A 12,894-nucleotide genomic window follows, 5' to 3' on the forward strand; every position below is an offset into this window, starting at 1 on the left:
CTCATGCCTCCTCTGCCGCGTCGCGGATTGCAGCGACAATGTTCGGATAGGCGGCGCAACGGCAGATGTTGCCGCTCATCCGCTCGCGGATCTCGGCATCGGTGAGAGGGACGGAAGCCGCTGCCACGTCGGCGCTCGCATGGCTTGGCCAGCCGGCCCGCGCCTCGCCCAGCATGCCAACCGCCGAGCAGATCTGGCCTGGCGTACAGTAGCCGCACTGGAAACCGTCGCGGGCGATGAAGGCGGCCTGGACCGGATGCAGCCGGTCACCCTCGGCAAGGCCCTCGATAGTGGTGATCTCGTCGCCTTCATGCATTGCGGCAAGCGTCAGGCAGGAATTGATCCGGCGCCCATCGACGAGCACCGTGCATGCGCCGCACTGGCCGTGGTCGCAGCCCTTCTTCGAGCCGGTGAGGCCGAGATGGTTGCGCAGGGCGTCGAGCAGCGTCGTCCGCGGGTCGAGCTCGATGGCAAGATCCTTCGCGTTGATCCGTAACGACATCGTCATCGTCGGCAGCGGTGAGGACGACGCAGCCGCCGTGACGCTCTCGGCCGGCTCGGCGTCAACCGGTAGTCCGGTAGCCAGGAGCACCCCGGTCGCAACACCGCCTTCCAATACCATCCGACGCGTCGGCCCGCTCCTGTTGCCCGTTTTGGCCATGCATGATCTCCCAGTCGCAATGAAGCGCAGACGGCAACTTGACCCGAGCGAACCCTCGGGTTCTGTCACCCAACGACACTGGAGGTGGGAGTGCGGGCGGCGGCTTTCTTTCAAGAAACCGGCGGCACTATCAGGATTCTGGAGAAGAATTCACCCGATAGGCACGAGGCGTCATGCCCCTCAGACGCCGGAAGGTCGTGGTGAAGTGGCTCTGGCTTGAGAAGCCGAGCCGAAACGCAATGACACCGATCGACAAACCCGTTTCGCGCAGCAGCGCCTCCGCTCGCCGCACCCGTTCCTCGATCACATAGGCGTAGGGTGCAAGACCGGTCGTCGCCTTGAAGCGACGCGCAAAACTGTCGACGGCCATGCCCGCGGCGGCTGCCAGCTCGCTTAGCGAAATGTCGGAATTCATATGCGCATCGATGTAATCCCGAACGCGACCAATTGCCCGGCGGCTGAGACAGCCGTGACGTACAAACCGCGGTTGCTCCCGGCTCAGGTTGGCCACGCGGAGACTGACGAGGGCGACCAGATGCTCGACATAGGCAGTGTCTGGCTTGTGGCCGAGTGCCATCTCGTCACGAAGCGAACTCAGCAGCGTGGCGACGACCGCGTCTTTCTTGTTTACCAGTATAGGCAGGTTCCTCAGGCGTTCGCATCCGGGAAGCCCGATATCGGGATCGATCCACAGGGCTGAATAGGAGAGGTTTACATCGCGATAGAAGCCCTGTCGTTCCGCGCCTGCCGGGACGAAGGTGAGGGCTCCGGGACGGTCCATTCCGTCGTAAAGGGATCGTGCCTCGTGCCGGATGGATGTATGGGACGTGCCGCCTTCTTCGGTCAGCACGATCAGATGATGAGGGGCTGTCCAGCGGAGCTCCGCCTCCCGGCACGCCCACCGCCGGTTGTCGAAGACGATCGAGGAGCTGACCCATGACGCGGTTTGCAGGGGCTCCGACTTCTCGTCCTGGCTCCGAACCCGTCCGTCACCAAGCAATGGTCTGAATGACATCGCGGTATCCCGCTGCTTCACTCGCCGAGCCGTGGGCAACCCCGGCTTCGAGCGTTGGGCGCCGCCCCGCCGCTACGCATACGGCCGTCCATGTGGGACAGGCAACGGGCGTTTTTAACCGTGCCGTGTTCAAGAAATCGTGAGATCAGGCAAATCCGGAGCGCCCTCTTGGCAAAGCGGATCATCCGCGCTCGGGAAACATCGCCCTCAGGCCTTCGCGCGAGGCCGTAGCGACACCGCGTTCGGTGATCAAGCCGGTGACCAGCCGCGCCGGCGTCACGTCGAAGGCCGGATTGGCCGCCGGCGTGGCTTCCGGCGACACGCGGATCTGGGCGATCTCGCCGGAAGCGGTCTTGCCCCAGACCAGTGAGACCTCGTCGGGCGAGCGCTGTTCGATCGGGATGTCGGCCAGCCCGTCGCCCACGGTCCAGTCGATCGTCGGCGACGGCAGCGCGACATAGAACGGCACGTCGTTGTCGGCGGCGGCCAGCGCCTTGAGATAGGTACCGATCTTGTTGCAGACATCGCCGTCGGCGGTGGTCCTGTCGGTGCCGACGACGACCATGTCGATCTGGCCGCGCTGCATCAGATGGCCGCCGGCATTGTCGACGATGAGCGTATGCGGCACGCCGTGGCCGGCCATCTCCCAGGCGGTCAATTGGGCACCCTGGTTGCGGGGTCGCGTTTCGTCGACATAGACATGGACTGGAATGCCGGCTTCCGTCGCCAGATAGATCGGCGCGGTGGCGGTGCCGTAGTCGACGGTGGCCAGCCAGCCGGCGTTGCAGTGGGTCAGGATATTGACCGGTTCGCCCGGCTGCTTGCGCGCCGCGATCGCCTTGATGATTTCGAGCCCATGGGCGCCGATGGCGCGGTTGAGGCCGACATCCTCGTCGGCGATCTCGCCGGCACGCCGATAGGCAGCCGCGGCACGTTCTGCCAGGGGAAGCGTCAGCAGGAAGCGCTGCATTTCGTTCAGCGCCCAGCGCAAATTGATCGCCGTCGGGCGCGTTTCGTGCAAGGTTGCCCAGACGGCGTCGAGTGCTGCATCCGACGGATCGTCGGCCATCTGCATGGCGACGCCATAGGCCGCGGTGACGCCGATCAGCGGCGCCCCGCGCACCCACATGTCGCGGATTGCCGTGGCGATGCCGGCGACGGTATCGATCTTTTCGATACGGAAATCATGCGGCAGCCAGCGCTGGTCGATGATCTCCACCGAACGCCCGTCGTCACTCGGCCAGATGGTGCGGTAGTGGCGGTCGCCGACGTTCAAATCCTGCTCTCCCGTTCGATCAGCGCGGCCAACCGGTTGACCTCGTCGATGCTGTGGATATGGCGCCGGTTGACGGCGAGGTGGCGGCCGAATTTCAGCGCCTTTGCTTCACATCTGGCGCGCAGATCCGGATCGGCAATGGTCTCGAAATCGGCATTGTGGGCAAGGCCGAGAATTCGCCGGTGAACCTCGACGCCGGCAAAGCCGAGCAGATCGGTCCAGATCGAATGCAGCATATGGTCTAGCGCCTGCTCGGCGCCAAGCCTGTCGTCCTGATCTTCGAACAGGCTCTTCTGGTAGAGCATGCCGGTACGCTCGGTTCGCCACAGATGCGAGAACTCGGCGCGAAACACCGACCATGTCTCGACCGTAACGCCGAGCAGATAGTCACGCATGGCGTCGCGGCTTCCGTCCTGTTCATGGCCGCGCTGGGAGAAGAACGCCATCCAGAAATTGGCGAGCAGCATGCCGACGTCGAAGGCGATCGGCCCGTAGAAGGCGAATTCGGGGTCGATCATCCGCGTTTCGGTGTCGGTGACCATGATCGAGCCGGAATGCAGGTCGCCATGCAGCAGCGTCTCGGCATTGGCAGCGAAGATGTGCTTCATGCGCTGCGCCTCGACCTTGAGGTCGCGGTCGGCGCGCAGCTCGGCGACAATGCCATCGAGCTGCGGGCTGGTGTGCCGGTTCATCTTGGCATCGAAATACGGATCCGAGAAAACCAGGTTCTCGGTGATGTCGCAGAGTTCGACATTATCGGCGAACAGTGCCAGATCGGCCTTGCGGTCCTTGGTCGCCATATGCAGGTCGGAGCCGCGAAACAACGTGCGGGCCATGAACAAGCCGATGTCTGTCGCGATGTTGGGCAATTGCCGGCCTTCGATCAGCGCCCGCCGCAGGATAATGTGCGGCGACAGATACTCCATGATGATCAGCGCCTGGCCTTCGTCGAAGTGATAGATATCGGGCACCGAACCCGGCGCCCGCGCCTGTTGCCGCGTCAGCGCATGGTATTCGAAGAAGGAGCGCTTTAGCGGCAGCGGCCAGCTGTCGCCGACCAGCCGGACGTAGGGCAGGGCCTGTTTGACGACGGCCGCACCCTCAGCACCCTCGACGATGAACACCAGGTTCAGATTGCCGTCGCCGACTTCACGAACCTTCCACTGGCTCGTATCCTTGCCGATCTGCGAACACAGGGGCTCGTTGGCACCGAGACGGCCCGCCAGTGTCTCGACCGACAGTGCTTCGAACGGCGATTTCCCAGTCATCCTCACCTCCCGCTCATGTGCTCCGATGATAGCGGAGCCAACGCGGTCGGGCCAAGCTAGGAAGCCTGCTGGCAATTGTCAATCGTGTTGACAATTGCCGATATAGCCCATAGCGTCATGGTCAGGGAGGAACGAATGGGCAATGATGCCGTGTTCCGCGTCGACGGCCTGAGGAAATCCTTTGGCCATATCGAGGTGCTTGGCGGCGTCTCGCTCGAGTTGCATGCCGGCGAAGTGACCGTGCTGATGGGCGCCAACGGCGCCGGCAAATCCACCCTCGTCAAGATCATCAGTGGCGTCTACGACCATGGCGGCGGCTCGATGTCGCTTGCCGGTCGCGAGTTCGACCCGAAAACGCCGGCGGAGGCGATCCGCGCCGGCGTCGTTACCGTCCACCAGAACATCAATGACGGTGTCGTCGCCGACCTCGACGTCGCAACCAACCTTACCCTCGACAGGCTGAGCGGCAGCGGCGTGCCGACGCTGTTCAATCCGGGCCGGGTGCGTCGCGAGGCAAAGGCGGTGGCCGACCGCATGGGACTGGCCATCGACCTCAAGGCCCGGATCAGCAATCTCTCTCTGGCCGACCGCCAGATGGTGGCGATCGCCCGCGCCATGGCGCACCGGCCGAAAGTGCTGATCCTCGACGAGCCGACTTCCTCGCTGTCCAGCGCCGAGGCCGACCGGCTGTTCGCATTGCTCGACCGGCTTCGCCAGCAAGGCGTGGCCATCCTCTACATTTCGCACCGTATGTCCGACATCAGGCGGCTTGCCGATCGCATCATTTCGATGCGTGATGGGGTCATCTCAGGCATCTTCGACAAGAAGCCGCTGGATTACGAAGGTGCGGTCAATGCCATGCTCGGCCGTAAGATCCAGCTCGAGCGGATCGTCGCCAGGAATTCGGCCAAAGCAATTTTCACTGCCGACGCGCTGCGGATTGCTGAAGGCGCCAGGCCGATCTCGCTGACGCTCGGCGATGGCGAGGTCGTTGCCATCACCGGCCTTGTCGGTGTCGGCAAGACCGCGCTCGCCGAGACGCTGTTCGGCCTGCGCCAGCCGCTGGCCGGGACCATGGTGCTGAACGGGAAACCCTATGCGCCGGCATCGACCGGCGAAGCGATTGCCGCCGGTGTGTTTCTCGTCGCCAAGGACCGGGGGGAAAACGGCATCGTCGGCGACTTCAACATCCAGGAGAATATCAGCCTGCCGTTCCACAGCCGCATGTCGCGTCTCGGTGTTCTCAAGCGCCGTATCGAACGCGCCATTGCCCGCCAGCAGATCCAGGAGCTCGGCATCGTCTGCCGCTCGGAGAGGGACGAGATGGAGTCGCTTTCCGGCGGCAATCAGCAGAAGGTGATGGTCGCCCGCTGGATGTCGCAGGCGGCAAGGCTTTTCATCCTCGACGAGCCGTTTCAAGGTGTGGACATCTCGGCCAGGCGCGACATCGCCGCCAAGCTGCGGGCCAGCGCCCACGGCCGCGCGACGCTGCTGTTCGTCACCGAACTCGACGAAGCCCTGGAGACGGCCGATCGCATCCTGGTGATGTCGGAGCAGACGATCGTCGGCGAGCACCGCAATACCGATGTCGATCTCGAGCGGCTACTGGCCGAAGTGGCGGGCGGGCCGCTGCACAGCGCAGCCTGAGAGCGGGAAGACGATGAGAATTGGAATGGAGAGGGCATGAATTCGGGTTGGATAAAGACGGTGCCAGCGTGCGGGAGCGCTGAATGATCCTGCGCGACAATGCTATTCGCTACGGCTTCATCGTTCTGTTGTTCGGGCTGATCGCCTATTTCGCCGCCGCCGCCGATGGTTTCGTCTCGCCGCAAAGTGCTGTCTTCATCTTCCAGTCGGTCGCCATCACCGGCGTTCTGGCGCTCGGCGTCACCGCCACGCTGGTCGTCGGCGGCTTCGACCTGTCGATCGGCTCGGTCGCCACCAGCGCCATGATGGCGGCTGCCTATGTCATGGTGGTGCTGGGGCAGAACGCCGTCATGGCGGTCGTCGTCTGCCTTGTGATCGGCGCCGTGGTCGGCCTGATCAATGGCTGGCTGATCGTCTATATGCGGGTGCCGGACCTTTTGGCGACGCTCGGCATGATGTTCCTGCTTGTCGGCCTGCAGCGCATACCGACCGAGGGCCGTTCGATCGCCACTGGCATGACCATGCCCGACGGCTCGGTCGCCAACGGCAGTTTCGGCGCCGCGTTCCTGGCGCTTGGCCGCCATCGCTTCGATTTCTTCATCCCGAACCTCATTCCGGTGTCGGTCGTCGTCCTGCTCGTGCTGGCGGTGCTGATCTGGTTCTTTCTCGAATACACCCGTTTCGGGCGCATGATGTATGCGGTCGGCAGCAACGAACGCGCCGCAGAACTCGCCGGCGCGCCTGTCAAGGCATACAAAATCTGGGCCTATGTGATTTCGGGAGTTTTTGCCTCGATCGGCGGCATTTTGCTCGCTGCCCGCCTTGGACGCGGCGACATCGCCTCGGGTAATAATCTGTTGCTCGACGCGGTGGCTGCGGCACTCATCGGTTATGCGGTTCTCGGCGCCGCCAAGCCGAACGCCTTCGGCACGGCTGTCGGCGCGGTGTTTGTCGGCGTGCTGCTGCAGGGCCTGACGATGATGAACGCGCCTTACTACACGCAGGATTTCGTCAAGGGCGTGGTTCTCGTGGTCGCCCTTGTCTTTACCTTCGCCCTGTCCGGCAGCGGCAGGAGATAGGGTTCGACCGGGTCACATTTTGGGTTCAACAAGTGGAGGAAGCGACGTGAACATCACAAGAAGACTTTTGGGGAAGGCAGCGCTCGGGCTTGCCGGCGCAACATTGCTGATGCAGTTGCCGGCGATGGCGCAGGACAGGCCGGCGCCGTTCGACAAGCCGGGCGCCGTCAAGATAGCGCTGGTCCGCTATCTCTCGACCGGCGATTTCTTCCAGGCCTATCTGTCCGGCGTCGAGGCGCAGGCCAAGGCGCTCGGCGTCGATCTGCGCGTACTCGACAGCCGCCAGGATGCGGCGCTTCAGGCGGACATGGTCGACCAGGCCATCGCGCTCGGCGTCCAGGGCATCATCATCCAGCACGGCCTGACGGAATCGATGAAGGACGCCGCCCAGCGTGCCGTCGATGCCGGCATCAAGGTCGTCGCCTTCGACGTCAATGTCGAAAACCCCAAGATCCCGCAGATCGAACAGTCCGACCGCGACCTCGCCCGCCTGGCGCTCGAACAGGCGGTCAAGGACAATGGCGAGAGCTGGAAGGCCGGCTATGTCTATGTCGCCGGCATCGCGCCGCTCGATCGCCGCAACGAGACCTGGGTCGAATTCAAGAAGAAATATTCGGGCATCAACGAAGCCGCCATGTTCGGCACGCTCGACAATCCGATCGCCAATTCGGTCGCCAACCAGGCCCGTTCGGTGCTATCGGCCCATCCCGACATCAAGGTGATGTTCGCGCCCTACGACGAATTCGCCAAGGGCGTGAAGATCGCCGTCGACGAGGCCGGGCTGAACAAGGACATCAAGATCTATTCGGCCGACATTTCGACCTCGGACATCGCCGCGATGCGCGAGCCGGACAGCGCCTGGGCGGCAACCGCCGCCACCAACCCGGCCGTCGTCGGCCAGGTCTCGGTGCGTGCGCTAGCGCAGCTCTTGGCCGGCGAAGACCCGGGCCACAACGTCATCGTGCCGCCGACGCTGATCACCCAAAAGGATCTGATCGACAAGGACATCAAGAACATGGAGGACCTCTCGGCCAAGCTGCCGCAATTCGCCCATGCCGATGTCGCGATGCCGACCTGGATGCCGAACCCGAACGCGAAGTAATTTTCGGCACGAGCAAAACAATAGCCGTCTGCAGCAGCTTGTTGCAGGCGGCCTTTTTGTCGAAGATGTCTGGCGTGCCGGACCGCCGAATTGCAATTGTCGCAGCCACCGGTTTTGCGGGCCGATTGGACAATCGAAACCCAGGATTGACGGGTACATGGAGGTGCGGGCGGTAGAGGAAAGTCTTACCGGCACCGTCGCCGGAACATTTTTTCGATGCTTGAAGGCCACCACGGGCGTTGTGGTGTTGGGTGGATCGAGCGGCCGTGTTGACGTCGGTCGCGCGCGGCTCTTTGCAAATGCGGGTGCATCGGCCTTGGCTCTGCAGTGGTTTGGCGGTGAAGGCCAGGTTCCCGGAATATGTGAGATTCCCCTGGAAACGTTCTTTGCGGCAATCGATTATCTCATTGAAACAGGGTGCCGTCGTATCGTCTATGTGGGCACGTCCAAGGGTGCCGAGGCGTCATTGCTTGCCGCGGTCCATGACCAGCGAATTGATGCAGTGGTCGCGATTAGCCCGTCATCCGTAGTTTGGGGCAATATCGGTGCGGGCCGCGATGGTGTCAGCTGGCCTGAACGATCCTCATGGTCGCTCGACGGCATCGCGCTGCCGTTTGTGCCGACAGATCCAGATTGGACACCAGAGTACGTCGATGGCCAGGTGTCCTACAGGGGGCTTTTCGAAAGTTGTTTGAAAACGTTCAAGCGGGAAGCGAATGCGGCGACCATCCTCGTTGAGACCATATCGGCCGAGCTTCTGCTCGTCGCCGGTGGCGGCGATGCACTGTGGCCTTCCCTATCGTTCGCCCGAGATATTGTTAGGCGGCGCGGCGAAGCAGGCAAGGTCACGCATCTCATTTCGTCGCGGGATGCCGGTCACCGCATTCTCTTACCAGGCGAGAACACACCACACTCGACTTTGCATGCACACGGAGGCAATGACGAGGCCGATTCAAAGCTGGGCACAAAGGCTTGGGAAGGCATCCGAGAACTGCTTTAGCAAAATTCTCAAATGCGCACCTGTCTCGGCTACTCGTTGAACAGATCGGAATGGGAGCCGGTGCGAGCTAACTGGAGTTCATCGCCGGCAACTCGGTAGATCAAGAGCCAGTCCGGTTCTATGTGAGCGTCACGAAAGCCTTTCCAATCGCCTTTCAGCTAGTGGTCCTTATAGCTCGCCGGTAGCTCATCTCCGGCGAGCAGGAGGCCTAGCAGTTCGCGCAACTTGCCAAGATCTTTGCCCCGCTTCTCCGCACGTTTCACGTCGCGACGGAATTGCCCAGAGCGAACGGGCGTCAGCACGTCACATTCCCAAATCCTTGAACAACTCATCGGCCGAGGCGAAAGGCTTGCCCTTGCCACGTTCCAATTCGGTCATGGCCTGTCGAGTCGTTGCGTTCGGCACTTTCACCGGGAAAGGAAATTCCTTGTCGGCGGCGACGCGGACCAGCAGCAGGCGGATGGCGTCGGAAACGGACAATCCCATTGCCGCCAAGGCCTCCGTTGCCTGATCCTTTGTCGCCGTATCGATCCGAGCGCGGACCACGGTATCCGTTGCCATGTTGTGACTCCTTAAGAGAGCCACAATGTAGCTACAAAATACCAATTACGCAAGTGTGATCCCCGATCGCGCCTACCTCAACGCCGCCGCGATGTTGCCGCCATCGACCGTCGTCACATCGGCGGTGGTCCGCTCGGCCAGCGCCTGATGCAGAAAGGCCTGGGCGACGTCTTCGGCCGTCACTTCCTGTCCGAGCAGGTTGCCGGACATGTACTCCTTTTCAGACACGCCGCGCGCGCCCGAGCGGCTGGCGATCATGGCGTCGGTCAACAGCCCCGAACGGATGCGGTCGGCGTTGACGGCATTGGAGCGGATGCCATGGGCGCCGTAGTCGAGCGCATATTGCCTGGACAAAAACAGCGTTGCCGCCTTCGGGATGCCGTAAGCGCCGAACTTCGGTCCCGGATTGATCGCCTGCTTGGAGGTGTTGAACAACAGCACGCCGCCGGTGCCCTGTTCCAGCATGATGCGCACGGCATTCTGCGCCGCTGACTGGTGGGCGAAGAAATTGAGTTCGAAGCTTTTGCGCAAGGTGGCGTCGTCGAGCTCGCCGATCCGGCCCTCCCAGGCAGCGCCGGCATTTGACACGAGAATGTCGAGGCCGCCGAAGACGGCGACCGCTTTGTCGAAGGCGACGCGCATCTGCACCGGATCGGTGATGTCGGCGCCAATGCCGATCGAATTGTTACCGGCCTTTTTTGCCGCCTCGGCAGCCCTTGCCGCATCGAGATCGACGACGACGGCATGGGCACCGTTGTCGGCGAACAGCTTTGCCGTGGCAGCACCGATCGCGCCGGCGCCGCCGGTGACCAGCACCACCTGGCCGGTCAGCGGCTTCGGCTTGTTGGAGGCGAGCTTGGCCTGTTCCAGCGACCAGTATTCGAGCGGGAACAGATCGCTTTTGGAGAGCGGGCGGAAGTCACCGACGGCTTCGGCGCCGCGTACCGCCTCGATCCACATTTCGCCGACGTCCGAGGCAATCTTCGCATCCTTCAGCGTGCGGCCGTGGCCGAACATGCCGAGGCCGGGCACCAGCGTCAGCCGCGGCATCGGGTCGAGCATGGTGCGCTTCACGTCGTCGAGCGCATCATTGGTTTCGAAATAGGCGCGATAGTCCTTGGCGAATTTCTCGACATGCTGGCGGATGACGGATTTGTAGTCGCCGACCTTGTCCGCGTCGGGCGCCGGCAGTGCCATCGGTCCGGTCTTGATGCGGATCGACAGGTCGGGTGTCGACACGCCGCGCCCGGCATAGTCGGCAATTTTTGCCGAATTGATGAAATCGACGATCGCATCCGAGGTGCGGAAATCGCTGATCATCCGATCGAAGCGGCCTTCGCCGCGTGCCACCGCCACTGCGCCGCGCAGCATCGGCGCAATCTCCGCAGGCTTCGCCAGCCTGGCCGGCAGTGCCACTTTTTCGGTGCGCGGCTTGCCGTTCCCGGCGATGAAATCCTCGGCGACGTTCACATAATGGATCATCCGGTCATAGGCCTGCCTGGCATTGTCGCCGAAGGTGAAGATGCCGTGCTTGTCGAGGATCAGGCCTTCGACCGTCGGATCGGCGTCGAATACATCGGCGGCCGCCTTGGCCAGATCGAAGCCCGGCATGATGTAAGGCACGAAGCCCATTTTCTCGCCGAACACCTTCCGGCTCAGCGCCTCGCTATCCTCCTGGTCGACGATGGCCAGGATTGCTGTCGAATGCGTGTGGTCGACGAATTTGTGCGGCAGGAAGACGTGCAGCAGCGTCTCGACCGAAGGGTTGGGCGAGGACGGATCGATGAGGTTCGCCCGCTGCAGCGCGACCATGTCCTCGTCGGAGAGCTTCTTGAGCGACCGCGCCTTCAACAGCGCGCCGAGCTTGACCGCCGGCAGGCCCTGCGGCTCGATGACGCCCATGTCCCAGCCGCTGCCCTTGACGCAGAGCACGTCCCATTCGTCGCCGACAAGGTCGGTGGCCTTGGTCTTGCACGAGGTGTTGCCGCCGCCATGCAGGACGAGCCGCGGCTCGCCGCCCAGCAGCCTGGTCGTATAGACGCGCAGCGCCAGGTCGCGGGCCACACCCTTCTTTGCATTGTCGGCGACCAGCTTCTCCGCCTCGCCGTCATTCCACAGGTTCTTCATGTCAGCTTCGTCCGATTTCTCTTTTGTTGTGAACAGGAATACCGCGACGCCTTGATGACAATGCATCGGCGGCTCTAGGTATCAGGCGACCTCTTTTGCTGCTGCTCCGGCATGGTCGAGCAGCCGTCGCGCCATGCGCGCGCCTACGACCAGATGGGTGCAGAGCCCGCCGGCGATAGCCGCGACGAGCGGTTCGAACTTGCTGTCCTCCTGCACCACCACAAGGCGCTTTTCGATCCTGCGCAGCGATGACAGCTCCGCCGAAATCAGCCGGCGGTTGTAGCTGCAGTCGAGCGCCTGGCCTTCGGCGTCGATGATCTGCCCGGCAATGACGCCGGCCGCACCCGCCTTGCGCAGTGCAGCCATTTCGCTCTCGGTCAGCGCGCCACATTTGACCAGGTGGCTGTCGGTGTCCACCGAGCCTACCGAATACAGCGCCAGGTCGCATTCGCCGATGCCCGACAATTGCTCGCGGATCACCGGCTCGGCGCGCAGGCCGCGTGCCAGTTCTTCCGTCGTCAGCACCAGCGGCGCGTAGAAATTCAGCCCCTTGGCATTGAGCCGGCGCGCGATTTCCATGGTGCATTGGTCCGGCCGGTACGAATAGGGGGCTCCCAGATTGCCGCAGAGCTGCACCACCGTGACGTCCTGCAGATCGGCATAGGACATGATGTCGGCGATCGTGTAGATGGTCTGCCCCCAGGCGACGCCGATACGGTCGCCCTTCCTGACCAGCTCGAGAAAGACGCTTGCCGCCAGCACCGCGATGTCGGTCGAGGGGTCGGCGACATAGCCGTTTTCCGGCGCGATCCAGACGGCGTCGAGCTTCAGCGCGTCTTCCAGCTTGCGCGCCAGCACGTCGTCGGTGAAAAGCTGAGTCGAGGTCGAGATGTTGACGATGCCAGTCTCGCGCGCCTTGCGCAGATACATCGCCACCGAGGCACGGGAAATCTTGAGCTGGCTGGCCACCTGGTCCTGGCGCAGGCCGTGTGCATAGTAAAGCCAGGCGGCCTTGTGGATAAGCTGTTCTGCCGGTCGGATCGCCATGCCATCTCCTTGCTGACATTATTCACGGCTCTCGACAAAAGTCAAACCTTAGGCTGCGCACCTAATCCGAAACCTAGCATTCTGGATGTCAGTAATTGCGCATTTATTGTT

At 62.8% G+C, this 12,894-nt stretch carries 11 protein-coding genes and 1 pseudogene; 4 read left to right on the forward strand and 8 right to left on the reverse strand.

Annotated features, from left to right (window positions below; genetic code table 11):
* Nucleotide 1 precedes the first annotated feature (1 nt).
* From NKI24_RS14410 to mtnK, 4 genes are all read right to left on the reverse strand, one after another.
* Nucleotides 2–661: a 2Fe-2S iron-sulfur cluster-binding protein gene (locus NKI24_RS14410; RefSeq protein WP_352746100.1), complete on the reverse strand. Its 660-nt coding sequence runs from the start codon at nt 659–661 to the stop codon at nt 2–4.
* Between the two features lie 130 nt (nt 662–791).
* Complete coding sequence (locus tag NKI24_RS14415; protein WP_352746103.1) at nt 792–1,676, reverse strand: helix-turn-helix domain-containing protein; 885 nt, start codon at nt 1,674–1,676, stop codon at nt 792–794.
* Between the two features lie 181 nt (nt 1,677–1,857).
* On the reverse strand, nt 1,858–2,952 hold the full coding sequence (gene mtnA / locus NKI24_RS14420; RefSeq protein ID WP_352746107.1) for an S-methyl-5-thioribose-1-phosphate isomerase: 1,095 nt from the start codon (nt 2,950–2,952) through the stop codon (nt 1,858–1,860).
* Nucleotides 2,949–4,220: an S-methyl-5-thioribose kinase gene (gene mtnK, locus NKI24_RS14425; RefSeq protein WP_352746109.1), complete on the reverse strand. Its 1,272-nt coding sequence runs from the start codon at nt 4,218–4,220 to the stop codon at nt 2,949–2,951. Before mtnK ends, mtnA begins: the two co-directional genes overlap by 4 nt.
* 135 nt (nt 4,221–4,355) lie before the next feature.
* Between mtnK and NKI24_RS14430 the strand changes: the two genes are divergently transcribed.
* The 4 genes from NKI24_RS14430 (at nt 4,356) to NKI24_RS14445 (ending at nt 9,048) form a co-directional block, all read left to right on the forward strand.
* The gene (locus tag NKI24_RS14430) at nt 4,356–5,867 is read left to right on the forward strand and encodes a sugar ABC transporter ATP-binding protein (RefSeq protein ID WP_352746112.1); all 1,512 of its coding nucleotides are present in this window, start codon (nt 4,356–4,358) and stop codon (nt 5,865–5,867) included.
* An 83-nt stretch (nt 5,868–5,950) separates the two neighbouring features.
* Nucleotides 5,951–6,946, forward strand: coding sequence for an ABC transporter permease (locus tag NKI24_RS14435; protein WP_352746114.1), 996 nt, complete (start codon nt 5,951–5,953; stop codon nt 6,944–6,946).
* A 46-nt stretch (nt 6,947–6,992) separates the two neighbouring features.
* Nucleotides 6,993–8,048, forward strand: coding sequence for a substrate-binding domain-containing protein (locus NKI24_RS14440; protein WP_352746117.1), 1,056 nt, complete (start codon nt 6,993–6,995; stop codon nt 8,046–8,048).
* A gap of 157 nt (nt 8,049–8,205) precedes the next feature.
* Nucleotides 8,206–9,048, forward strand: coding sequence for an acyl-CoA thioester hydrolase/BAAT C-terminal domain-containing protein (locus NKI24_RS14445; protein ID WP_352746119.1), 843 nt, complete (start codon nt 8,206–8,208; stop codon nt 9,046–9,048).
* 29 nt (nt 9,049–9,077) lie between these two features.
* Here NKI24_RS14445 and NKI24_RS14450 read toward each other — a convergent pair.
* The 4 genes and pseudogenes from NKI24_RS14450 to NKI24_RS14465 all read right to left on the reverse strand — a co-directional run bounded on the left by NKI24_RS14450 (nt 9,078) and on the right by NKI24_RS14465 (nt 12,783).
* Nucleotides 9,078–9,380 (reverse strand): annotated as a pseudogene (locus NKI24_RS14450) (type II toxin-antitoxin system YafQ family toxin).
* On the reverse strand, nt 9,352–9,609 hold the full coding sequence (locus tag NKI24_RS14455; RefSeq protein WP_352746122.1) for a type II toxin-antitoxin system RelB/DinJ family antitoxin: 258 nt from the start codon (nt 9,607–9,609) through the stop codon (nt 9,352–9,354). The pseudogene NKI24_RS14450 and the gene NKI24_RS14455 overlap by 29 nt, the downstream one beginning before the upstream one ends.
* A 72-nt stretch (nt 9,610–9,681) precedes the next feature.
* Nucleotides 9,682–11,736, reverse strand: coding sequence for a bifunctional aldolase/short-chain dehydrogenase (locus tag NKI24_RS14460; protein ID WP_352746125.1), 2,055 nt, complete (start codon nt 11,734–11,736; stop codon nt 9,682–9,684).
* Nucleotides 11,737–11,817: 81 nt separating this feature from the next.
* Nucleotides 11,818–12,783: a sugar-binding transcriptional regulator gene (locus NKI24_RS14465; RefSeq protein WP_352746128.1), complete on the reverse strand. Its 966-nt coding sequence runs from the start codon at nt 12,781–12,783 to the stop codon at nt 11,818–11,820.
* Nucleotides 12,784–12,894: the final 111 nt, after the last annotated feature.

Source organism: Mesorhizobium sp. M0701, from assembly GCF_040320365.1.
GTDB lineage: Bacteria > Pseudomonadota > Alphaproteobacteria > Rhizobiales > Rhizobiaceae > Mesorhizobium.

Excerpts from the sequence above, each read along its gene's own strand:
- NKI24_RS14410 (WP_352746100.1), bottom strand. The coding sequence starts at position 661 with ATGGCCAAAACGGGCAACAGGAGCGGGCCGACGCGTCGGATGGTATTG.
- NKI24_RS14415 (WP_352746103.1), bottom strand. The coding sequence starts at position 1,676 with ATGTCATTCAGACCATTGCTTGGTGACGGACGGGTTCGGAGCCAGGAC.
- mtnK (WP_352746109.1), bottom strand. The coding sequence starts at position 4,220 with ATGACTGGGAAATCGCCGTTCGAAGCACTGTCGGTCGAGACACTGGCG.
- NKI24_RS14430 (WP_352746112.1), top strand. The coding sequence starts at position 4,356 with ATGGGCAATGATGCCGTGTTCCGCGTCGACGGCCTGAGGAAATCCTTT.
- NKI24_RS14435 (WP_352746114.1), top strand. The coding sequence starts at position 5,951 with ATGATCCTGCGCGACAATGCTATTCGCTACGGCTTCATCGTTCTGTTG.
- NKI24_RS14445 (WP_352746119.1), top strand. The coding sequence starts at position 8,206 with ATGGAGGTGCGGGCGGTAGAGGAAAGTCTTACCGGCACCGTCGCCGGA.
- NKI24_RS14455 (WP_352746122.1), bottom strand. The coding sequence starts at position 9,609 with ATGGCAACGGATACCGTGGTCCGCGCTCGGATCGATACGGCGACAAAG.
- NKI24_RS14460 (WP_352746125.1), bottom strand. The coding sequence starts at position 11,736 with ATGAAGAACCTGTGGAATGACGGCGAGGCGGAGAAGCTGGTCGCCGAC.
- NKI24_RS14465 (WP_352746128.1), bottom strand. The coding sequence starts at position 12,783 with ATGGCGATCCGACCGGCAGAACAGCTTATCCACAAGGCCGCCTGGCTT.